19 protein-coding genes are annotated in these 20,615 nt (G+C 67.4%); 16 read left to right on the forward strand and 3 right to left on the reverse strand.

Annotated features, from left to right (window positions below; translation table 11 throughout):
• Nucleotides 1–2: 2 nt before the first annotated feature.
• The 8 genes from ssb (at nucleotide 3) to CLU95_RS16990 (ending at nucleotide 8,806) form a co-directional block, all read left to right on the forward strand.
• The gene (gene ssb / locus CLU95_RS16955) at nucleotides 3–569 is read left to right on the forward strand and encodes a single-stranded DNA-binding protein (RefSeq protein WP_099794695.1); all 567 of its coding nucleotides are present in this window, start codon (nucleotides 3–5) and stop codon (nucleotides 567–569) included.
• 286 nt (nucleotides 570–855) lie between these two features.
• Complete coding sequence (locus tag CLU95_RS16960) at nucleotides 856–2,145, forward strand: ABC transporter substrate-binding protein (protein WP_257214646.1); 1,290 nt, start codon at nucleotides 856–858, stop codon at nucleotides 2,143–2,145.
• A 244-nt stretch (nucleotides 2,146–2,389) separates the two neighbouring features.
• Nucleotides 2,390–2,770, forward strand: coding sequence for a helicase SNF2 (locus CLU95_RS16965; protein ID WP_099797350.1), 381 nt, complete (start codon nucleotides 2,390–2,392; stop codon nucleotides 2,768–2,770).
• A 298-nt stretch (nucleotides 2,771–3,068) separates the two neighbouring features.
• Nucleotides 3,069–3,674 (forward strand): DUF6891 domain-containing protein, encoded by a 606-nt coding sequence (locus tag CLU95_RS16970; protein ID WP_099794696.1) that lies wholly within the window; start codon nucleotides 3,069–3,071, stop codon nucleotides 3,672–3,674.
• Complete coding sequence (locus CLU95_RS16975; protein WP_099794697.1) at nucleotides 3,647–5,464, forward strand: VanW family protein; 1,818 nt, start codon at nucleotides 3,647–3,649, stop codon at nucleotides 5,462–5,464. The genes CLU95_RS16970 and CLU95_RS16975 overlap by 28 nt, the downstream gene beginning before the upstream one ends.
• Nucleotides 5,465–5,480: 16 nt before the next feature.
• A complete protein-coding gene (locus tag CLU95_RS16980; protein WP_099794698.1) occupies nucleotides 5,481–6,086 on the forward strand; it encodes a hypothetical protein in 606 nt (201 codons plus the stop codon).
• 21 nt (nucleotides 6,087–6,107) lie between these two features.
• Nucleotides 6,108–7,772 carry an FxLYD domain-containing protein gene (locus tag CLU95_RS16985; protein ID WP_099794699.1) on the forward strand — a complete coding sequence of 555 codons (1,665 nt, stop codon included), beginning with the start codon at nucleotides 6,108–6,110 and terminating at the stop codon, nucleotides 7,770–7,772.
• 44 nt (nucleotides 7,773–7,816) lie between these two features.
• Nucleotides 7,817–8,806, forward strand: coding sequence for an LLM class flavin-dependent oxidoreductase (locus CLU95_RS16990; protein ID WP_099794700.1), 990 nt, complete (start codon nucleotides 7,817–7,819; stop codon nucleotides 8,804–8,806).
• Between the two features lie 9 nt (nucleotides 8,807–8,815).
• On the opposite strand, the gene CLU95_RS16995 is transcribed toward CLU95_RS16990, so the two are convergent.
• On the reverse strand, nucleotides 8,816–10,534 hold the full coding sequence (locus CLU95_RS16995; protein ID WP_099794701.1) for a long-chain-fatty-acid--CoA ligase: 1,719 nt from the start codon (nucleotides 10,532–10,534) through the stop codon (nucleotides 8,816–8,818).
• A gap of 144 nt (nucleotides 10,535–10,678) precedes the next feature.
• Between CLU95_RS16995 and mnmA the strand changes: the two genes are divergently transcribed.
• Entirely contained in the window at nucleotides 10,679–11,779 is a 1,101-nt protein-coding gene (gene mnmA / locus CLU95_RS17000; protein WP_099794702.1) for a tRNA 2-thiouridine(34) synthase MnmA, read from the forward strand.
• 16 nt (nucleotides 11,780–11,795) lie between these two features.
• Here mnmA and CLU95_RS17005 read toward each other — a convergent pair whose 3' ends face one another.
• Nucleotides 11,796–12,269, reverse strand: a complete 474-nt coding sequence (locus tag CLU95_RS17005; RefSeq protein ID WP_099794703.1) for an NUDIX hydrolase — start codon at nucleotides 12,267–12,269, stop codon at nucleotides 11,796–11,798.
• A gap of 65 nt (nucleotides 12,270–12,334) precedes the next feature.
• The gene (locus CLU95_RS17010; protein WP_099794704.1) at nucleotides 12,335–13,048 is read right to left on the reverse strand and encodes a response regulator transcription factor; all 714 of its coding nucleotides are present in this window, start codon (nucleotides 13,046–13,048) and stop codon (nucleotides 12,335–12,337) included.
• A gap of 401 nt (nucleotides 13,049–13,449) precedes the next feature.
• Between CLU95_RS17010 and CLU95_RS17015 the strand changes: the two genes are divergently transcribed.
• The 7 genes from CLU95_RS17015 to CLU95_RS17045 all read left to right on the forward strand — a co-directional run bounded on the left by CLU95_RS17015 (nucleotide 13,450) and on the right by CLU95_RS17045 (nucleotide 20,587).
• Entirely contained in the window at nucleotides 13,450–14,592 is a 1,143-nt protein-coding gene (locus CLU95_RS17015; protein WP_099794705.1) for a Re/Si-specific NAD(P)(+) transhydrogenase subunit alpha, read from the forward strand.
• Nucleotides 14,593–14,611: 19 nt separating this feature from the next.
• Nucleotides 14,612–14,974 carry an aspartate 1-decarboxylase gene (gene panD, locus CLU95_RS17020; RefSeq protein ID WP_062481508.1) on the forward strand — a complete coding sequence of 121 codons (363 nt, stop codon included), beginning with the start codon at nucleotides 14,612–14,614 and terminating at the stop codon, nucleotides 14,972–14,974.
• Between the two features lie 43 nt (nucleotides 14,975–15,017).
• Nucleotides 15,018–15,347 carry an NAD(P) transhydrogenase subunit alpha gene (locus CLU95_RS17025; protein WP_099794706.1) on the forward strand — a complete coding sequence of 110 codons (330 nt, stop codon included), beginning with the start codon at nucleotides 15,018–15,020 and terminating at the stop codon, nucleotides 15,345–15,347.
• Nucleotides 15,344–16,843 carry an NAD(P)(+) transhydrogenase (Re/Si-specific) subunit beta gene (locus tag CLU95_RS17030; protein WP_099794707.1) on the forward strand — a complete coding sequence of 500 codons (1,500 nt, stop codon included), beginning with the start codon at nucleotides 15,344–15,346 and terminating at the stop codon, nucleotides 16,841–16,843. Before CLU95_RS17025 ends, CLU95_RS17030 begins: the two co-directional genes overlap by 4 nt.
• Before the next feature lie 99 nt (nucleotides 16,844–16,942).
• Nucleotides 16,943–18,622: a long-chain-fatty-acid--CoA ligase gene (locus tag CLU95_RS17035; protein WP_099794708.1), complete on the forward strand. Its 1,680-nt coding sequence runs from the start codon at nucleotides 16,943–16,945 to the stop codon at nucleotides 18,620–18,622.
• A 54-nt stretch (nucleotides 18,623–18,676) separates the two neighbouring features.
• Nucleotides 18,677–19,681, forward strand: a complete 1,005-nt coding sequence (locus tag CLU95_RS17040) for an ABC transporter permease subunit (protein ID WP_099794709.1) — start codon at nucleotides 18,677–18,679, stop codon at nucleotides 19,679–19,681.
• A 3-nt stretch (nucleotides 19,682–19,684) separates the two neighbouring features.
• A complete protein-coding gene (locus CLU95_RS17045) occupies nucleotides 19,685–20,587 on the forward strand; it encodes an ABC transporter permease subunit (RefSeq protein ID WP_099794710.1) in 903 nt (300 codons plus the stop codon).
• The last annotated feature ends 28 nt before the right edge of the window (nucleotides 20,588–20,615 follow it).

A 20,615-nucleotide genomic window follows, 5' to 3' on the forward strand; every position in this document is an offset into this window, starting at 1 on the left:
ATATGGCATCGGTCAATAAAGTCATCGTCGTCGGCAACCTGGGGCGCGACCCCGAAATGCGGACTTTCCCGAGCGGCGATCAGGTCGCAAACGTCACCGTGGCCACCACCGATCGCTGGAAAGACAAGCAAAGCGGTGAGATGCGCGAAGCCACCGAATGGCACCGCATCGTGTTCAACGGCCGCCTGGCCGAAATCGCCGGCCAGTACCTGCGCAAGGGCTCGCAGGTGTACGTCGAAGGCTCGCTGCGCACGCGCAAGTGGACCGACAAGGACGGCATCGAAAAGTACACCACCGAAATCCGCGCCGACCAGATGCAAATGCTGGGCAGCCGCCAGGGCCAGGGCGGCCCGTCGGGCGGTCCGGAAGACGACGGCGGCTACTCGCAAGGCGGTGGCGGCGGCGGCGGTTATTCGCAAGGCGGCGGTAGTGGTGGCGGTGGCGGTGGCGGTTACGCCCCGCGTGCCCCTGCAGCTGCAGCACCGCGTGCTCCGGCACCGGCGCCGCGCCAGGCGCCGGCCAAGTCGTCGTCGGGCTTCGACGACATGGACGACGACATTCCGTTCTGAGCAAGCCGGTTCTCCGGGCTTTTCAAAAGGGCTGGTTCTTTCGGGGACCGGCCCTTTTTCATTGCCGGGTGGGCGTTTCTTCGGGCGGTCTTGGGGAAGTCCTATCGCCACCCATCATGAAAATACAGGAGCCCTGGGCTCCACGTACGCAGCCAAGCGGAGGCGCTCCCTACGCTTTTCTTCGTTCCGCACCTGGCCCCGCTGCCCTCCAGGCAAGAGGGCCTCAGTGCGGATCTGTACCCGGCTTTCGCCGGCGTTTTGCAACAGATTCAACGGAGACAAGGCCATGTTCATTCGTTCCGAGGTGGTGCGGGCGTGGAGGCGCATGCTGCTCGCAGCCTGCCTGACAGGAGGGGCTGCCGTCGCGCAGGCCCAGATGTGCAAGGAGGACGTGCGGGTGCTCGCGCAGGAGCGCGATGGCCTGGCGCTGCTCGAGAAGCACAAGGATGAGTTCAAGGCCCGCAGCGGCGCCTCGTTCAAGGTCGACACGGCGCTCAACGAGAACGACCGCCGCACCAGGACCCGGGCCGATGCCTCGGGTGCCGGCCGGTACCACGTGTACTACGTCGACGAGGCCAACGTGGCGCTGTTCGCGCAATCGAAGTGGATCACGCCGCTGCTGAAGTACTACCCTGCCGAGTACGACTACGCCGACTTCGATCCCGGCCGCCAGAAGGTGGCCGCGTATGCGGGCGAGACCTGGTTCGCCCCGCTGACGGGCGGCGGCGACCTGCTGGTCTACCGCAAGGACCTGCTGGAAAAGGCCGGCATTGCGCCGCCCGCCACGCTGGACGAGTTCGTCGCAGCCGCCAGGAAGCTGCACGATCCCGCCAAGGGCATCTACGGCGTGGCGCTGCGCGGCCAGCGCGGCTCGGGCGCCAACGTCTGGCGCTGGATGCCGTACTTCCGGGGCTTGGGCGGCCAGTGGTTCGAGGGCGGAAAGCCCGTCTTCAATTCACCGGCTGCCGTGAAGGCCACCCAGACCTACCTGGAGCTGTTCAAGTACTCCCCGCCGAGCACCAAGACCGGCGGCTGGGACGAATCCACCGACGCCTTCCTGATGGGCAAGGTGGCGATGCTCATCGAATCGACGCCGCTGGCGGGCTACGCGCACGACCCGAAGAAATCGCTCCTCGTGATCAACAAGGTCGCCTATGCCCCGCCGCCGACACCGCTGACCGGTGGCGGCTACGGCCACGGGCTGGCCATCGGCGCCAAGGCCAACAAGAGCGAGGAAGCACGCCAATGCGCGGGCCTGTTCATCGCCTGGGCCACCTCGAAGGTGCAGGAACAGCGGCGTCTGGCTGAGGGGCAATTCGGCGAACTCAACCGTTCCAGCGTGCTGGCCAGCCCCGAATTCGCCCGGCGCTACGGGGTGGACCTCGGCAAGGCGCTGGCCGACACCGGCAAGCGCACGGCGGTCAATTTCTGGCAGGACCCGGCCTGGCCCGACCTGGGCGATCGCTGGGGCGTCATCCTCGAGGAACTCATCAACGGCTCGCGCACCGACATCCAGGGCGGGCTCAACGAGCTCGAGGCCTACGCGAAGCAGCTGCTGGACAAACGGGGGCGGTGAGTCCGTTCAATCAAGTGATTGTTTCCAAGGTGTGAACACCGTGGTTCGTTTTGCTACGGGTTTTTACCTAGATCGCGGCGCACAATTCATCCCACGGACCAGCCCTCAAAGCTGATCTGGGTGAACAGGGCCCCGAGCGAGGTGGCCGCCCTCCGAAAAAGAACAGAGGGGCGGTGACCCACCCAAGACCGGTTCCACATCCGAAGCAAGAACTTGAACTGAATTGAAGAAGGAAGAAATCCAAATGACCGCCTCGAAGCTCCTCTCCGCCGTTGCTGTTGCCCTGATGGCCGTTGCCGGCGCCGCCCATGCCGAAAGCTATGAAGGCGTGCACCAGCTGACCTCGGCCGCCAGCCGCGCCGACGTCACCGCACAAGCCGTCGTGGCCGCACACAGCGCCAACCCGTACGCCACCGGCGCCAACGCCGGCCCCGCACAAGTGATCGTGTCGAACACCAGCCGCGCTGCCGTGCGTGCCGACGCCGTCGCCGCTGCACACAGCGCCGACCCGTACGCCGAAGGCGCTTCGTCGGGCGTGGCCCCGATCGTCGCCAGCACCGTCGACCGCGCTGCGGTTCGCGCCGCAGCCCGCGCTGCCGCTCACGGCGACGCACTGCCGCTGTAAGCGCACCGAACGCCTCGCCGACGGGATCGGCGAACGTTCCAGGTCTTCATGAAAAGCCGGCCCTGCCAACGCAGGGTCGGCTTTTTTCATGGGCCATGACCGTGAAATCTTGGCCGAAAGTCACATTGCCTTGGCCTTGCGCATCCTTCATGATTTGGGCGCGGGAGGGATGGCCGTCAGAGCGCATGCTTTCGCATTAACGCATCGCCGTGGTGCGGACACGCGAGAATCGAGCGTCGTTCCGACCGCGAAAAATGAAAGCATGATCCGTCGCCGACCCTGCGGCGACCCCCTACGCATGGCCCTCACTCTCGACCCCGAAGACACGCGCGGACGCATCCACGACCTGGTGTGGAGCGGCTTCCATGCCGATGCCGACATCGGCTGGATGATCACCGACGAGTACCTCGATCCCGATGAGCTCACGCCCGAGGACCGCGCCTGGATCAAGGCCGAAACCACGCGCGCCTGCGCCGCCAAGCGCGCCGCCGAGGCGCAGTGGCCCGCGCAGACCGAGTACGACCGGCTCGACGCCGTGTTCGCGCAACTGCGCAGCGAAAAGATCATTGCCCTGCACCGCGCCGGCAACACGCTGTCCGACGGGCATGACGACGTGCGCGAGCAGTGGCGTGCGGCGGGGCGGCTCGAATCGGGCATCCGCGGCTGCTGCTTCTATCACGCACAGGACCTGGACGGCGCCGTGCGCAACGGCCGCCTGTACCTCGCGTTCAGCGGCGGCATGATCCCCGAGATCGCGCAGCGCGAAGCCAACACCGTCGTGGTCGGCCATCGCATCGTCGCGCTGCTGCGCGACGCCGGCTTCGGCGCGCAATGGAGCGGCAACATCAACGAGCGCATCGAAGCCGACCTCGGCCAATGGCGCAAGCGAGGCCCCACCGCGTGAGCGTGCAGGCCTGGCAGCCGCCGCGCCGCATCGACGCGATCGACTTCTGGCTGCGCTCGCGGCTGCTCGCCACGGCCCACGCCCTGCGCGAAACCCTGCGGCCTTCGGCCCGGCGCTGGCCCCGCGGCCAACACGCACTGGCCGACGCGCCGGTGCTCGCGCAGTACCGAACCCCCTTGTGGTCCGACGGCCGGGCCGACGAATTTCCGCTGGTCGCCGGCAAGGTGCAGAACCTGCGCGTGGCGCGGGCGGCCTTCGACGCCGTCGAGGTGCCGGCCGGCGAAGTGCTGAGCTTCTGGCGCCAGCTGGGGCGGCCGGGCGCGGGGCGCGGCTTCGTGGTCGGGCGCGAGGTGCGCGGCGGTTGCGTGGTGCCGACGCTGGCCGGCGGGCTGTGCCAGCTGTCGAACGCGCTCGCCACGGTGGCCGTGCGCGCGGGCTTCGAGCTGGTCGAGCGCCACGGGCATACGGCGCGCATCGAGCAGGCCGGCACGGCGGACGGCGACGCCGTCGATGCGACGGTGTTCTGGAACTACGTCGACCTCAAGCTGCGCGCCCGGCAGGCGTGGCGGCTCGAAGTGGCGCTGACCGACTCCGAACTCGTGGTGCGCATTCGTGCGCGCACGCCGCTGGCAGTGCCGACCGAGCCCGTCACGCTGCGGCGCGCGAACGACGAGGCGCCCACGGCGTTGCCGTTGGCGCGCGGCTGCCTGAGCTGCGACCAGACCGCGTGCTTCCGCCATCGCCCGCAGATCGACGTCGGTCCCGAAGGCCGCACGGCGGTGCTCGTCGATGGCTGGACGCCGGAGTTCGCACGCCACTTGCGCGAGGCGCATCCGCAGGCGCAGCGCATGCAGCCGGTGCCGCTGCGGCTCGCGTTCTGGCGCGTGCCTGCTGCAGGTTGGCATCGCGAGCCCGCGACGAAAGAGAAAGTGACAACTCCCTGGGTCGCGAGCCTGCGCCGCGCCGTATGGCAACGGCTCTGGGCGCGGCAGGCGGGCCGGCGCCAAGCCAGCCTGATCGACGGCCAGCGCTGGCTCGCGCAGGCCTTTGCCGCACGGCTGGCGCCTGAACACACGCACCTGGTGGTCGAGCAATCGCTGCTGCCGCATCTGCAGCGCCTCGGCGCGCTCGACGGGCGTCGCCTCACCGTGCTGGCCAGCGCCTTGCCGATGGCCGACATCGAACAGAGGCTCGATGCCGCCTCGCAGCGCTGGCCCGGCGATGCGACCTTGCGCGACTTTCGCGCCGATGCGTCTCTGGTGCGCGACGAAACCCTGGCGCTTGCACGCGCGGCAAGCATCGTCACGCCGCATGCTGCAGTGGCGCAGGCCATGGCGGCACACGCACCGCAGGCCACGCTGCAGCGGCTTGATTGGGCACTGCCGCAGGTGAAGACTACGCACAGCGCGCGCCAGGAACCACCCCTCGTCGTGTTCGCCGCGAGCGCGCTGGCACGCAAGGGCGCGCGTGAACTTGCCGCCGCACTGCAAGGCTGGCCATGCCGCCTGCGCGTGCTGGGCTCGCCGTCGGACGACGCGCGGCTCTGGCACGGCATCGAATCTACTCAACACATGAACTGGCAAGGCGATGGGCTGGCCGGTGCCGCTGTCGTCGTGCTGCCCGCGCACATCGAACACGCACCGCGCGCGCTGCTGCGCGCCGTGGCGGCCGGCGTGCCCGTGGTGGCATCGACCACCTGCGGCCTGGCGGGTGTGCCGGGTGTGCACGAGGTCGCACCCGGCGACATCGACGCACTGCGCACTGCATTGCAGACCGCCTGCCTGGCCTGAACGGAGAACAACACACGTGGCATCGATCGAACAGGCCCGCGCGGCCCTGGCACCTCATGGCGCGTTGGCGCCGCAATCCGCCGCCGAGCACTGGCACGGCGAGCTGGCGTTGCCCGCCGCCATCGCCACCTTCTACGAACAGGTCGGCCCGCTCGGCGACTGGGTCAACGACCGCGTGGGTTATGCAGGTCTCACGGTGCCGACCACCGGCAATTCGTTCAGCATTCCCGCGCTGTCGCGCCTGTGGCAGCTGCAGGCGGGCTACCGCTGGCACGGCATCACCGGCGAGCGCATCGCCGACTGGCCCGAGCACTGGCTCGTGGTGGCCGACCAGGGCGCCGATCCGTTCATCTTCGACCTGCGCACCGGCGCGATCCAGTTCGCGATGCACGGCACGGGCGCATGGCAGGAAGACGAACCGCTCTTCGCCGACATCTTCGAGATGGCCGCCTGCCTGGGCACCATCGGCCAGGTGTGGGACGAAGCGGGCGACACCATCTTCACCGACGAGGACGACTGCGAGGTCGATCCGGTGCATCGCGCGCGGCTGGTCGAGCGCCTCGTGCCGCTGCTGGGCAGCGCCGCGGCGGCCGAAGACATCGTCGACGTGTTCGGCTGGTAAGGGACAAAAGAAAAGACATCCATGAGCATCGACCTGCAGACCCTCAAATGCGGCGAGTGCGGCAGCAGCACGCTGCGCCGCACCGGCCTGAACGAATACACCTGTTCGCACTGCGGCTCGATGTCGTTGGTGGAAGACGATGTGTCCGACCGTCTCGAACGCGTGCTCCAGCAGGTCAAGCACCACGCCGGCCAGCAGATCGCAGCCGAACAGGCGCTGCACCAGAAGCAGATGCTGCGCACGCTCGGCTTCGTGGTGCTCGGCTTTCTCGGCGTGGCGGTGGCCATCCTGGTCGCGATGCTGCTGTTCGGTTCTGGCACGCGCGGCGATGCGCCTTCGGTGGCGCGCGCGATGGTCGACCGCTCCATCGCGACCGATGGCCTGAAGCTCTCCGAGCCGCGCCAGGTGCTGGTCGGCGAGCGGCCGAAGCTGCTGGTGCTGGCGCGCAACGAAACCGGCCGACCGCTCGAACGCCCCAGCCTGAAGCTTGTGTTCCACGACGGCGACACGCAGCTCAGCGAGCGCAGCGAATCGCTGCCGATCGACGTGCTCATGCCCGGCGAGTCCGCGCCCGTGCTGGTCGATTTGCCGTCGGGCAAGAACGTCACGCGACAGGACGTGACGGTCGAGAAGCTGTCCGAACCGCGCAGCGCCGCCGAAGGGCCGCGCCTCGCGTTCTCGCGCCTGCGGCTGGTACAGCAGGGCGAGCGCGTGCGCCTGGCCGGCCGCCTCGTGCATGCGGGTGCGCCCGGTGCGCCGGCGTTCGGCAGCATCGAGGCGCTGGTCACGCTGTACGACGACGCCGGCCAGGTGATCGGCACGGGCCGCGGCCATGCGCCGGGCTCCACGCTGGAGCCGGGCGGGCGCGCAGCGATCGATGTCGACCTCAGCCGCTTCGGCCGCGGCACTGCCATTGCGGCGTGGGACTACCGTATCGGCTACCGCACGGTCACGCCCTCGGGCTTGCGCACGACGGTGCTGAGCGCCGACCGCGTGATCCGCACGACCGGCGCACCGGAGGTCTTCCACCCCGACCTGCGGCTGAGCACCGAAGACCTGCTGGCCGACGACAGCGAGCGCTTCGACCTGCAGCAGCTCGAACTGCTGCCGCTGGTGGCGGGGCGCAGCACCATCCAGCGCCCGTTGTTCATGACCGAGCTGGTGAACCGCAGCACCGACGCCATCGCCATTGCGCCCGGTGCCGTGATCTCGCGCTTCGACGGCAGCACGGCCGACGGCACCACGCGCCTGGACGAGCTGGCTTCCCTGTACCCGGGCGAGCGCTTTCCGATCCTGCTGGAGCCGAAGGCCGTGGACCGCATCACCCAGACCCGCGTCGAGTGGAAGCCGATGCGCCGCGCCGCATTGCCCGGCCCGCGCAAGCCGCTGGAGGTGCAGGTGACGGGCACCAAGGCCGGCACCGGCAGCGTGCTGCTCAACTTCAGCCAGCGCTTCAGCTACAAGAGCGTGGAAGTCACGGGCACGGTGAAGAACCCCGGCACGGCCATCGCGGCCAAGGTGCGCCTGTGGGTCAGCCTGCGCGACCGCAACGACCAGCTGACCGGCTTCAAGCTGATCGAGAGCCTGCCGGCCATCGCACCGGGCGAGAGCGTGCCTTTCCAGGTCCACGTGACGCAGCACGGCCGCGATTTCGCGAGCGTCGCGACGCTATACCAAACCGAATAGCCCCGTGCGTGACGGCATGGGGCGGTTCGCGCCATGATCGCGCCATGATTCCGCTTTCGATCCTCGACCTTTCCCCGATCACCGAAGGCAGCGATGCCGCGCAGTCGTTCCGCAACTCGCTGTCGCTGGCGCAGCACGGCGAGGCGCTGGGCTACACGCGCTACTGGCTGGCCGAGCACCACGGCATGCCGGGCATCGCGAGCGCGGCCACGGCTGTGCTGCTGTCGTATGTGGGCGCGGGCACCTCCAGCATCCGCATCGGTGCCGGCGGCGTGATGCTGCCCAACCACTCGCCACTGGTGATCGCCGAGCAGTTCGGCACGCTGGAGTCGCTGTACCCGGGGCGCGTCGACCTCGGCCTGGGCCGCGCGCCCGGCTCCGACCAGCGCACCGCGCGCGCCCTGCGACGCAACCTGGAGTCGGACGCCGACCAGTTCCCGCAGGACGTGATGGAGCTCATGGACTTCATGTCGAAGAACCCGCAGCAGGCCGTGCGCGCCGTGCCCGGCGCGGGGCTCGAGGTGCCGGTGTGGATTCTGGGTTCGAGCACCTTCGGCGCGCAGCTCGCGGCGCACCTGGGCCTGCCGTACGCCTTTGCCTCGCACTTCGCGCCGCAGCAGATCATGCAGGCCATCCAGATCTACCGCGAGACCTTCAAGCCCTCGGCGCAACTGCAGAAGCCGTACGTGATGCTGGGCTTCAACGTGTTCGCGGCCGACACGGACGCCGAAGCCGAGTTCCGCGCCACCTCGTGGCAGCAGGCCTTCGTGAACCTGCGCAGCGGCCGTCCCGGCCGGCTGCCGCCGCCGGTCGAGAATTACCGCCAGAAGGTCGGCCCGGCCGAGAACGCACTGCTCGACTCGGTGTTGTCGTGCTCCGCGGTGGGCTCGGTCGAGACCGTGAAGCAAGGCGTGGAAGCGTTCGTGGCGCGCACCGGCGCCGACGAACTCATGATCACCTCGCAGGTGTTCGACCACGCCGCCCGGCTGCGCTCGTACGAGCTGCTCGCCGAAGCCTTCGGCCAGAAGAAGTAAGAAGTCGTCCTAGGCCCGCTTGCGGGCTTCCTCGTCCACGAGGTCTTTCTTCGAGAGCTTGCCCACGGCGGTCTTGGGCAGCTCGGCGCGGATCTCGAGCGCGCCGATCATCTCGTGCTTGCCCAGGCGGTTCTTCAGGAAGGTCTTGAGCGTGTCGAGCGTGAGCTCGTCCGCGCCGTCCTTGAGCTTCACGAAGGCTTTGGGCGACTGGCCGCGGTACTCGTCGGGCACGCCGATCACGCAGACCTCGGCCACCGACGGGTGTTCGTACACCGCCTCTTCGAGCACGCGCGGGTACACGTTGTAGCCGCCGCACAGCAGCATGTCCTTGGTGCGGTCGACGATGTAGAGGTAGCCGTCGGCGTCCATCTTCGCGACGTCGCCGCTGCGGAAGTAGCCGTCGGCCGTCATCGACTCGGCGGTGGCCTTCAGGTTGTTCCAGTAGCCCTTCATGACGTTCGGGCCCTGCACGCACAGCTCGCCGGGTTCGCCGAACGCGGTCACGTCTTTCGTCGGGTCGTCCAGGCTCACGAGCTTGATGCGCACGCGCGGCAACGGCATGCCGCACGAGCCCGCCTTGCGCACGCCGCGCGCGGGCGTGAAGGTGCCCACGGGCGAGGTCTCGGTCATGCCCCAGCCTTCGTTGAGATGGCAGCCGGTGAGTTCGAAGAAGCGCTGCTCCACCTCCACCGGCAGCGGCGCGCCGCCCGAGCCGCAGAACTTCAGCGAGCGCAGGTCCATCTCCTTGGCCTTGGGGTGGGAAAGGATGGCGGTGTACATGGTCGGCACGCCGGGGAAGACGCTGATCTTGCTGGCCGCGAGTTCGTTCATCACCGCATCGACATCGAAGCGCGTGTGCAGCACCAGCGCCGCGCCCAGGCGCACGCCCAGCAGCATCGCGGCGCTGAGCGCGAAGATGTGGAACAGCGGCAGCACGACCAGGAAGCGCTCCTTGCCTTCGTCGAGGATGGGCGGCTCGCCGCGCGTCGATTCGTAGTACTGCGCCGAGGCCGAACTCAGGTTGGCATGCGTGAGCATCGCGCCCTTGGGCAGGCCGGTGGTGCCGCCGGTGTACTGCAGCACGACGATCTCTTCGGCCAGGTCGCCGAGCGGGTAGGTCTGGTGCGTGCCTTCGCTTTTGAGCAGGTCGGTGAAGCGCACGTGGCGCGCGTCCGTCGGCACGGACGCGACCTGGCCCGCGGCCTGCAGTTGGGCCTGCACCTTGTCGCCCGCCGCGCCGTAGTCGCCGAGGCTGCCGACCACCAGCGTCTTCAGGCGCGAGCTGTCGAGCAGGCGTGCCATCAGCGGGTAGAGGTTCACGAGGTCGAGCGTGACGAGGATGTCGGTGCGGCTGTCCTCGATCTTGTGGGCCAGCACGCGCTCGGCGTCGAGCGGCGAATAGTTCACCACCGTGCCGCCGGCTTTCAGCACGGCGAAGAAGGCGATGGGGTAGTGCGGCGTGTTCGGCAGGTACAGGCCGACATGCACGCCCGGCTTCACGCCCAGGTCCTGCAAGCCCTTGGCGGCGCGGTCGACCGCATCGCCGAGCTGGCGGTAGCTGAGCGACTGGCCCATGAACTCGACGGCCGAATGGTCGGGCCAGCGCGCGACCGCTTCATCGAGCATCTGCTGCACAGGCTTGACGGGCAGGTCGGCGTCCCAGCGCATGCCGGGCGGGTAGTTGCGCGTCCAGGGGGTGGGGTCGCCAGAGGGGGAAGGGGTCGCCATGCGTGTGTCTCCGCTGTGTTTCGGGTCACTGTAGCGCCGGCCTTTCGCATCGTGGAGTGCGGGCTGACAAGCCGGCGACACGGGTTTTCCCGATTTCCCACACGCCGGATGCCCCTGTCGCCGGGCTGGGACAATGGCGGGCTTATGGCAAAACAACGGATCGTGGTCGGGCTGAGCGGCGGGGTGGACTCCGCGGTCACCGCGCACCTGCTCAAGCAGCAGGGGCACGAGGTGGTCGGCATCTTCATGAAGAACTGGGAAGACGACGACGACAGCGAGTACTGCTCGTCGAACATCGACTTCATCGACGCTGCCAGCGTGGCCGACGTGCTGGGCATCGAGATCGAGCACGTCAACTTTGCCGCCGACTACAAGGACCGCGTGTTCGCCGAGTTCCTGCGCGAGTACAAGGCCGGCCGCACGCCCAACCCCGACGTGCTGTGCAACGCCGAGATCAAGTTCAAGGCCTTCCTCGACCACGCCATGCGGCTGGGCGCCGAGAAGATCGCCACCGGCCACTACGCCCGCGTGCGCCTGAACGAGGCCACGGGCCGGCACGAGCTGCTCAAGGGGCTCGACAACTCGAAGGACCAGAGCTACTTCCTGCACCGCCTGAACCAGGCGCAGCTGTCGAAGACGCTGTTCCCGGTCGGCGAGCTGCACAAGACCGAGGTGCGCCGCATCGCCGAAGAAGTCGGCCTGCCCAATGCGAAGAAGAAGGATTCGACCGGCATCTGCTTCATCGGCGAGCGGCCGTTCCGCGACTTCCTGAACCGCTACATCTCGAAAGAGCCGGGCCCGATCAAGGACGACCGCGGCCGCAAGCTGGGCGAGCACCAGGGCCTGAGCTTCTACACGCTGGGCCAGCGCCAGGGGCTGGGCATCGGCGGCGTGAAGGAGAAGGGCGCACAGCGCGGCGCGGGCGACCATTCGCCCTGGTTCGTCGCGCGCAAGGACGTCGAGAAGAACACGCTGTGGGTGGTGCAGGGGCACGACCATCCGTGGCTGCTGTCGACCGAGTTGAAGGCAGACGACGCGAGCTGGGTGGCGGGTGACGCACCCGCTGCGGGCACCTACGGTTCGAAGGCGCGCTACCGGCAGGCCGATGCGGCCTGCGAGATGGGCGGCGGCGCCAACGGCGCGTTCAGCCTGCGCTTCGGTGCGCCGCAATGGGCGGTCACGCCGGGGCAGTCGGCCGTGCTGTACGACGGCGAACGCTGCCTCGGGGGCGGCGTCATCGTCTGAGCCTTGCGGCTGCTGATCAGCGCGGCTGCCGCACGCCGTCTTCGGTGTGAATCAGCGTGAGCGGGTGGCGCTTGCCGGCGAGGTAGTCGTCGATGCAGCGCAGCAGCAGCGGGCTGCGATGGCGCGCCACGCTGGCGCGGATCTCGTCCACGGTCATCCACAGCGTGCGCACGATGCCTTCGTCGAGCGCGCGACCCTCTTCGCGTGCGCCCAGTTCGCCGGTGAAGGCAAAGCGCATGTAGGTCACGTCGGGCTGCTCGGCCGAGCGCGCCATGTAGACGCCGAGCAGCGCGGTCGGCGTGAAGGCGTGGGCCGTTTCCTCGAGCGTCTCGCGGATGCAGCCGTCCTCGGGCGACTCGCCGGGGTCGAGGTGGCCGGCGGGGTTGTTGAGCTTCAGGCCGTCGTCGGTCTGCTCTTCGACGAGCAGGAAGCGGCCGTCTTGCTCGATCACCGCGGCCACGGTGACATTGGGTTTCCAGCGTGTGGGCATCGTGGGCGCGAGTCTATCGGCTATCGGCCGATCGCTGCACGACAGGCGCCGCGGCCCGGAGCGCTTCAGCGCAGGGTCGTGACCGCCTGCGTGTCGACTTCGATGGTTTCGAGCCGGTAGCCGAGGCCGTAGACCGCCAGCAACAGGAAACCGTTCGCGGGGCGCAGCTCGAGCTTGGTGCGCAGGCGCGACACATGGGTGTCGAGCGAGCGCGACAGGGCTTCGACGCCCAGGCCCCAGACCGCTTCATGCAGGTGCTCGCGCGACAGCAGGCGCCCGAGGTTCTGGAACAGGAAGAGCGCGAGTTCGTATTCGCGGTTTTTCAGCTCGACCAGCGCGCCGTGGACCCGGATGGTGCGCGAGGGCGGAAAGAAGTGGTACGGGCCGAACACCAGTTCGGGCTCGTGCCGTGCGGGGTAGGAGCGGCGCAGCAGCGCGTTGATGCGGGCCTGGAGCTCGGTCGCGCGCAGCGGCTTGGCCATGAAATCGTCGGCACCGACATTGAGGCCCTCGACCAGGTCGGTGTCGTCGTGGCACTCGGTCACGAACAGGATGGGCATCCGGCTCTTGTAGTCCTGGCGGATCGTCCGCACGACGTCGGGGCCCTTCATGTCGGGCAGGCGCCAGTCGAGCACCAGCATGTCGAAGGTCTCGCGGCGCATCGCATGGAGCAGCGCCTTGCCTCCAGGATAGGTGTGGCACTCGTGGCCGAGGCTCGCCATGGTTTGGTTGATCAACTGAAGCTGGTCCGGCTCAGTGTCGAGTACTGCAATTCGCATTCCATTCCCTTGTTCCGCCCTGTGCGAACCTCTATGTGTCCGCAATATGAATCGAAGTGTATCTATCTGCGTCAGGGATTTTTGATGCGAATTGCCACTAATTCACTCAAATTGATTTGATCGATGTGATTCAATGGCTAATTGATGGTAATTGAGCTCAATTGATTGCATTTCAGAAGTGCGGCTCGTTCGGGCGGTATGCGGGTTTCAACCCATGGCGCCCGCGTGCTTCCGGAATCGCATCGATGCGCAATTTGCTATCAATTGAATAGCTGAAAGATCAATGCAGATGGGCGTTGGGCGGCAATGTGCATACGGCATCTTGGCGACAGTGAACGCTTGTAATCTTGCTGTAAGCTCTGCCCGCATTCCGTGCTGCCCCTTCCCCTGAGGAGAACTCTATGTTGATAGGCGTGCCTGCCGAGACAGCGGCTGGCGAAACCCGAGTGGCTGTGACACCTGAAACGGTGAAGAAACTGGTCGCTTCCGGGCACATCGTTCGTGTTCAGTCGGGAGCCGGCGTTGCAGCCAGCGTTACCGATGCGGCTTACCAGACGGCAGGCGCCGAGATCACCGATGCGGCCGGCGCGTTCTCCGCCGACATGGTGCTCAAGGTGCGCACGCCCAGCGACGCCGAAGCGGCACAGCTGAAGGCCGGTGCGGTCGTCATCGGCATGCTCAATCCTTTCGACGCGGCCGGCCTGCAACGCCTGGCCGCCGCGGGCGTCACCGGCTTCGCCCTCGAAGCCGCGCCGCGCACCACGCGTGCCCAGAGCATGGACGTGCTCAGCTCGCAGGCCAACATCGCGGGCTACAAGGCCGTGATGATCGCGGCCGACAAGTACCAGCGCTTCTTCCCGATGCTCATGACCGCCGCCGGCACCGTGAAGGCCGCGCGCCTCGTCATCCTGGGCGTTGGCGTGGCCGGCCTGCAGGCGATTGCCACGGCCAAGCGCCTGGGCGCCGTCATTGAAGCGTCGGACGTGCGTCCGAGCGTCAAGGAACAGATCGAATCGCTGGGCGGCAAGTTCATCGAGGTGTCCTACGACACCGATGAAGAGAAAGAGGCTGCGGTCGGTGTCGGCGGCTACGCCAAGCCGATGCCCCCGAGCTGGCTCGCACGCCAGCAGATCGAGGTCGCCAAGCGCGTCGCGCTGGCCGACGTGGTCATCAGCACCGCGCTCATTCCGGGCCGCGCTGCGCCCACCCTCATCACCGAGGACATGGTCAAGTCGATGAAGCCGGGCTCGGTTATCGTCGACATCGCGGCCGGCAAGGGCCCAGTCAATCCCGATGGTGGCGTGGGCGGCAACTGCCCGCTGTCGGAGGCCGACAAGACCGTGGTCAAGCATGGCGTGACCATCGTGGGCGAAACCAACCTGGCGGCGCTGGTGGCGGCCGACGCGTCGGCGCTCTATGCGCGCAACGTGCTCGACTTTTTGAAGCTTGTCGTCACGAAGGAAGGCGCGCTCAAGATCGACCTCGAGGACGACATCGTCGCCGCCTGCCGCGTCACGCAGGACGGCCAGGTCACGCGCAAGTAAGAAGAGCAGGCTGCCTTTCATGAATCGCACCATGCTCCGCGCGAAGCTGCATCGCGCCACCGTGACCGAAGCCGACCTGCACTACGAAGGCTCGTGCGGCATCGACGAAGACCTGCTCGACGCGGCCGACATGCGCGAGTACGAAAAGATCGAGCTGTACAACGTCAACAACGGCGAGCGCTTCTCGACCTACATCATCAAGGCGGCGCGCGGATCGGGCGCCATCTCGCTCAACGGCGCGGCGGCGCGCAAGGCGCATGTGGGCGACCTGCTCATCATCTGCACCTACGCCCCCATGACCGAGGCCGAAGCCGCGGACTACAAGCCCAAGGTGGTGCTGCTTGGCGATGCCAACCGCATCAACGAAGTCAAGAAGCTCTGACAGAGCCCTGGACCAAGAGACCGAATGAGGAGAAGAAAACACCATGGAAATCGTTTCGCACACCGTCATCAATCTGACCATCTTCGTGCTGGCCATCTATGTCGGCTACCACGTGGTCTGGACCGTCACGCCCGCGCTGCACACGCCGCTCATGGCCGTGACCAACGCCATCTCGGCCATCGTGATCGTGGGCGCCATGCTGGCCGCCGCGCTCACCACCACGCCGCTGGGCAAGACCATGGGCGTGCTCGCCGTGGCGCTGGCCGCGGTGAACGTCTTCGGCGGCTTCCTGGTCACGCGCCGGATGCTCGAGATGTTCAAGAAGAAAGACAAGAAGGCCGCCCCCAAGGCTGTTGAGGGAGCCGCCAAGTGAGCATGAACCTCGTCACGCTGCTGTACCTCGTTGCCAGTGTCTGCTTCATCCAGGCCCTGAAGGGCCTCTCGCATCCCACCACCTCGATCCGCGGCAACGTCTTCGGCATGACCGGCATGGCGATCGCCGTGCTGACCACCATCGCGCTGGTCCATGGACAGGCGCGCGCGCTCAACGTCGACTTCACCACCGGCATCGCCTGGGTGCTGGCCGCCGTCGTGGTCGGTGGCGGCCTGGGCGCCTTCATGGCCAACAAGGTCGAGATGACCAAGATGCCCGAGCTGGTCGCCTTCATGCACAGCATGATCGGCCTGGCCGCGGTGTTCATCGGCGTGGCCGCCGTGGCCGAGCCCTGGGCCTTCGGCATCACCGCCGCGCCCGTGGCGGCCGTCATCGGCGCGCGCACGCCCGACGGCGCCGTGCTCTTCGAGGGCTTCGTGCGCCACGGCATTCCTTACGGCAACCGGCTCGAGCTGTTCCTGGGCGCGGCCATCGGTGCCGTCACCTTCAGCGGCTCGGTCATCGCCTTCGGCAAGCTGTCGGGCAAGTACAAGTTCCGCCTGTTCCAGGGCGCGCCGGTGCAGTTCAAGGGCCAGCACATGCTGAACCTGGTGCTGGGCCTGGCGACCATCGCACTGGGTCTGGTGTTCGTGGCCACCGAAAGCTGGCCGGCGTTCTTCGCGATGCTGGCGCTGGCCTTCGTGATGGGCGTGCTCATCATCATCCCGATCGGCGGCGCCGACATGCCGGTGGTGGTGTCGATGCTCAACAGCTACTCGGGCTGGGCGGCGGCCGGCATCGGCTTCAGCCTGAACAACGCGATGCTGATCGTGGCCGGTTCGCTGGTGGGCTCGTCGGGCGCGATCCTGAGCTACATCATGTGCAAGGCCATGAACCGCTCGTTCTTCAACGTGATCCTGGGCGGCTTCGGCGGCGAGGCGACCACGGCCACCAGCGGCGACAAGGAGCAGCGCCCGGTCAAGAGCGGCAGCGCGGACGACGCGGCCTACATGCTGTCCAACGCCGAGACGGTGATCATCGTTCCGGGCTACGGCCTGGCCGTGGCGCGCGCCCAGCACGCCGTGAACGAACTGGCCGAGAAGCTCACGCACAAGGGCATCAAGGTGAAGTACGCCATCCATCCCGTGGCCGGCCGCATGCCGGGCCATATGAACGTGCTGCTGGCCGAGGCCGAGGTGCCGTACGACCAGGTGTTCGAGATGGAGGACATCAATGGCGAGTTCGCGCAGGCCGACGTGGCGATCATCCTGGGTGCCAACGACGTGGTGAACCCGGCCGCGCTCACCAAGGGCACACCGATCTACGGCATGCCGATCCTGGAAGCCTACAAGGCCAAGACCGTCATCGTGAACAAGCGCTCCATGGCCGCCGGCTACGCGGGCTTGGACAACGAACTCTTCTACATGGACAAGACCATGATGGTCTTTGGCGATGCGAAAAAAGTAGTGGAAGATATGGGCAAGGCCATCGAATAGGCCGAAGGTCCGCGCCCGCGTGCGGGCCCGATCGTCGCGGCGCCTCACGTGCGCCGTTTTCGTTTTTAAAAACTCATCCGACTCCGAGGAGACACATCCATGACCGAACGCCCCTGGCTCAGCAGCTACCCGCAAGGCGTGCCCGCCGACATCGACGCGTCGCACTACCCGTCGCTGGTGGCGCTCATGGAGGAGAGCTTCACCAAGTACGCCGACCGCACGGCCTACAGCTTCATGGGCAAGGACGTCAGCTACGGCGAGACCGACAAGCTCAGCAAGGCCTTCGCGACCTACCTGCAGGGCCTGGGCCTCGTGAAGGGCGACCGCGTCGCCGCGATGATGCCCAACTGCCCGCAGTACCCGATCGCAGTGGCCGCCATCCTGCGCGCAGGCCTCATTCTGGTGAACGTGAACCCGCTGTACACGCCGCGCGAACTCGAGCATCAGCTCAAGGACTCGGGCGCCAAGGCGATCATCATCATGGAGAACTTCGGCACCACGCTGCAGCAATGCATCGCGGCCACGCCGATCAAGCACATCGTGCTGGCCTCCATGGGCGACCGGCTCGGCTTCCTGAAGGGCGCGCTGGTCAACTACGTGGTGCGCAACGTCAAGAAGCTGGTGCCCCACTTCAGCCTGCCGGGCGCCGTGCGCTTCAACGACGCGCTCGACAAGGGCGCGAGCGGCAAGCTCAAGCCCGTGGCCGCCGGCCCCGACGACGTGGCCGTGCTGCAGTACACCGGCGGCACCACGGGCGTGTCGAAGGGCGCGGTGCTGCTGCATCGCAACGTGATCGCCAACGTGCTGCAGTCCGAGGCCTGGAACCAGCCGGCCATGGCCAAGGTGCCGGCCAACGAGCAGCCCACCAGCGTGTGCGCGCTGCCGCTGTATCACATCTTCGCGTTCACGGTCGGCATGATGCTGAACATGCGCACGGGCGGCAAGCTGATCCTGATCCCGAACCCGCGCGACATTCCCGGCGTGCTGAAGGAACTGTCGAAGCACACCATCCACAGCTTCCCGGCCGTCAACACGCTGTTCAACGGGCTGGCGAACCATCCCGACTTCAACACCGTCAACTGGAAGAATCTGAAGATCTCGGTCGGCGGCGGCATGGCGGTGCAGGCCGCGGTGGCCAAGCTCTGGCTCGAGAAAACCGGCTGCCCCATTTGCGAAGGCTACGGCCTTTCGGAAACCTCGCCCTCGACCACCTGCAACCCGACCAACAGCACGGCCTACACCGGCACCATCGGCCTGCCGCTGCCGAGCACCTGGCTCAAGCTGCTCGACGACGACGGCAACGAAGTGCCGACCGGCGAGCGCGGCGAGATCGCCATCAAGGGCCCGCAGGTCATGGCCGGCTACTGGCAGCGCCCCGACGAGACCGCCAAGGTCATGACGCCCGACGGCTACTTCAAGAGCGGCGACATCGGCGTGGTCGACGAGCGCGGCTACTTCAAGGTGGTCGACCGCAAGAAGGACATGATTCTGGTGTCGGGCTTCAACGTGTACCCGAACGAAATCGAGGACGTGGTGTCGATGCTGCCCGGCGTGCTCGAATGTGCAGCCGTTGGCGTGCCCGACGACAAGACCGGCGAGGCCGTGAAGCTCGTCATCGTCAAGAAGGACCCGGCACTCACCGAAGCGCAGGTGCGCGAGTACTGCCGCGCCAACCTCACGGGCTACAAGCAGCCGCGCGTGATCGAGTTCCGCACCGACATGCCCAAGACCCCGGTGGGCAAGATCCTGCGGCGCGAACTGCGGGATAGCAAGAAGTAGTAAGGGTTCCGCCCGGGTGGGGCCGGGGCATCGATCTTGCATATTCGCGGATCGATGCTCAGATTCATTTCAGTCCGCCTAGGCTTGCTCGTGCCGACCTTCCTCGGCATGACGCTGCTGGCCTTCTTTCTCATCCGGCTGGTGCCGGGTGACCCCATCGAGACGATGGCCGGCGAGCGCGGGATCGACCCCGCGCGGCACGCCGAGCTGCGCACCGCCATGGGCCTGGACAAGCCCTTGCTCGTGCAATACGGCATCTACATCGGCCGCGTGCTGCAGGGCGACCTGGGCAAGTCGCTCATCACGCAGGACACGGTGATGAGCGAGTTCCTCGCGCTCTTTCCGGCCACCGTCGAGCTCGGCGTGTGTGCGATTCTTTTCGCGCTGCTGCTCGGGTTGCCGGCCGGCATCCTCGCGGCGGTGCGGCGCAACTCCATCTTCGACCACGGCGTGATGGCGACATCGCTCACCGGCTACTCGATGCCGATCTTCTGGTGGGGCCTGCTGCTCATCCTGTTCTTCTCGGTGCAGCTGGGCTGGACGCCGGTGTCGGGCCGCATCTCGGTGCAGTACTTCATCGAGCCGCAGACCGGCTTCCTGCTGATCGACGCGCTGCGCGCCGGCGAGACCGAGGCCTTCTGGTCGGCGCTGCACCACCTCATTCTTCCGGCCATCGTGCTGGGCACCGTGCCGCTGGCCGTCATCGCGCGCATGACGCGCTCGGCCATGCTCGAGGTGCTGGGCGAGGATTACATCCGCACCGCGCGCGCCAAGGGCCTGTCGCGCTTTCGCGTGGTGGGCCTGCATGCGCTGCGCAACGCGCTGATCCCGGTCGTGACCGTGATCGGGCTGCAGGTCGGCGTGCTTTTCACCGGCGCGATCCTGACCGAGACCATCTTCTCCTGGCCCGGTGTCGGCAAGTGGCTCATCGAGGCCATCGGCCGGCGCGACTACCCCGTGTTGCAGGGCGGCATGCTGCTGCTCGGCGGCATCGTGATGCTGGTCAATCTGCTGGTCGACGTGATGTACGGCGTCATCAACCCGCGCATCCGGCGCTGACGCATGGCGACGACACACACCGTTTCCACGGGCGCGAGTCCCGCACCTCCCGGCCCCTGGCGCGAGTTCTGGACCGCCTTCTCGGCCAACCGCGGCGCCGTCTTCGGCCTCGTCACCATCGTGGTGCTGCTGCTCGTCGCGTTGTTCGCGCCGTGGATCGCACCGCATGCGCCGAACGAAACCAACAGCGCCGCCTTCCTGAAGCCGCCGGCCTGGCAGGCGGGCGGTTCTTGGAGCTACCTGCTCGGCACCGATGCCATCGGGCGCGACATCCTGTCGCGGCTCATGCACGGCGCGCGGCTGTCGCTGTCGATCGGTGTTGCGGTGGTGGCGCTGTCGGTGGTGGTGGGCGTGGCGCTCGGGCTGGTCGCCGGCTTTTTCCGCGGCGTGCTCGAGATCGCGATCATGCGGCTGATGGACATCGTGCTCACGCTGCCGAGCCTGCTGCTCGCCATCGTGATCGTGGCCATCCTCGGGCCGGGGCTGGTCAACGCGATGCTTGCGGTGGCCATCGTGGTGCTGCCGCACTACGTGCGCATCACGCGCGCCGCCGTCATTGCCGAGGTGTCGCGCGACTACGTGACGGCCGCGCGCGTGAGCGGCGCCGGCACGCTGCGGCTGATGTTCCGCGAGGTGCTGCCCAACTGCGCCGCGCCACTGATCGTGCAGGCGTCGCTCGGCATCTCGACCGCCATCCTCGATGCGGCGGCGCTCGGCTTCCTCGGCCTCGGCGCGCAGCCGCCGTCGCCCGAGTGGGGAACGATGCTGGCCGATGCGCGCGAGTTCGTGCTGCGTGCGTGGTGGGTCGTCACCTTCCCGGGCCTCGCGATCCTTGCGGCGGTGCTGGCTTTCAATCTGCTGGGCGACGGGCTGCGCGATGCGCTCGACCCGAAGCTGAAACGATGACAGCCCTCCACGATCTGATTCCAGGGGT

It is taken from the genome of Variovorax sp. 54 (genome assembly GCF_002754375.1).
GTDB lineage: Bacteria > Pseudomonadota > Gammaproteobacteria > Burkholderiales > Burkholderiaceae_C > Variovorax.

Excerpts from the sequence above, each read along its gene's own strand:
- ssb (WP_099794695.1), top strand. The coding sequence starts at position 3 with ATGGCATCGGTCAATAAAGTCATCGTCGTCGGCAACCTGGGGCGCGAC.
- CLU95_RS16960 (WP_257214646.1), top strand. The coding sequence starts at position 856 with ATGTTCATTCGTTCCGAGGTGGTGCGGGCGTGGAGGCGCATGCTGCTC.
- CLU95_RS16965 (WP_099797350.1), top strand. The coding sequence starts at position 2,390 with ATGACCGCCTCGAAGCTCCTCTCCGCCGTTGCTGTTGCCCTGATGGCC.
- CLU95_RS16970 (WP_099794696.1), top strand. The coding sequence starts at position 3,069 with ATGGCCCTCACTCTCGACCCCGAAGACACGCGCGGACGCATCCACGAC.
- CLU95_RS16975 (WP_099794697.1), top strand. The coding sequence starts at position 3,647 with ATGGCGCAAGCGAGGCCCCACCGCGTGAGCGTGCAGGCCTGGCAGCCG.
- CLU95_RS16985 (WP_099794699.1), top strand. The coding sequence starts at position 6,108 with ATGAGCATCGACCTGCAGACCCTCAAATGCGGCGAGTGCGGCAGCAGC.
- CLU95_RS16990 (WP_099794700.1), top strand. The coding sequence starts at position 7,817 with ATGATTCCGCTTTCGATCCTCGACCTTTCCCCGATCACCGAAGGCAGC.
- CLU95_RS16995 (WP_099794701.1), bottom strand. The coding sequence starts at position 10,534 with ATGGCGACCCCTTCCCCCTCTGGCGACCCCACCCCCTGGACGCGCAAC.
- mnmA (WP_099794702.1), top strand. The coding sequence starts at position 10,679 with ATGGCAAAACAACGGATCGTGGTCGGGCTGAGCGGCGGGGTGGACTCC.
- CLU95_RS17005 (WP_099794703.1), bottom strand. The coding sequence starts at position 12,269 with ATGCCCACACGCTGGAAACCCAATGTCACCGTGGCCGCGGTGATCGAG.
- CLU95_RS17010 (WP_099794704.1), bottom strand. The coding sequence starts at position 13,048 with ATGCGAATTGCAGTACTCGACACTGAGCCGGACCAGCTTCAGTTGATC.
- CLU95_RS17015 (WP_099794705.1), top strand. The coding sequence starts at position 13,450 with ATGTTGATAGGCGTGCCTGCCGAGACAGCGGCTGGCGAAACCCGAGTG.
- panD (WP_062481508.1), top strand. The coding sequence starts at position 14,612 with ATGAATCGCACCATGCTCCGCGCGAAGCTGCATCGCGCCACCGTGACC.
- CLU95_RS17025 (WP_099794706.1), top strand. The coding sequence starts at position 15,018 with ATGGAAATCGTTTCGCACACCGTCATCAATCTGACCATCTTCGTGCTG.
- CLU95_RS17035 (WP_099794708.1), top strand. The coding sequence starts at position 16,943 with ATGACCGAACGCCCCTGGCTCAGCAGCTACCCGCAAGGCGTGCCCGCC.
- CLU95_RS17040 (WP_099794709.1), top strand. The coding sequence starts at position 18,677 with ATGCTCAGATTCATTTCAGTCCGCCTAGGCTTGCTCGTGCCGACCTTC.
- CLU95_RS17045 (WP_099794710.1), top strand. The coding sequence starts at position 19,685 with ATGGCGACGACACACACCGTTTCCACGGGCGCGAGTCCCGCACCTCCC.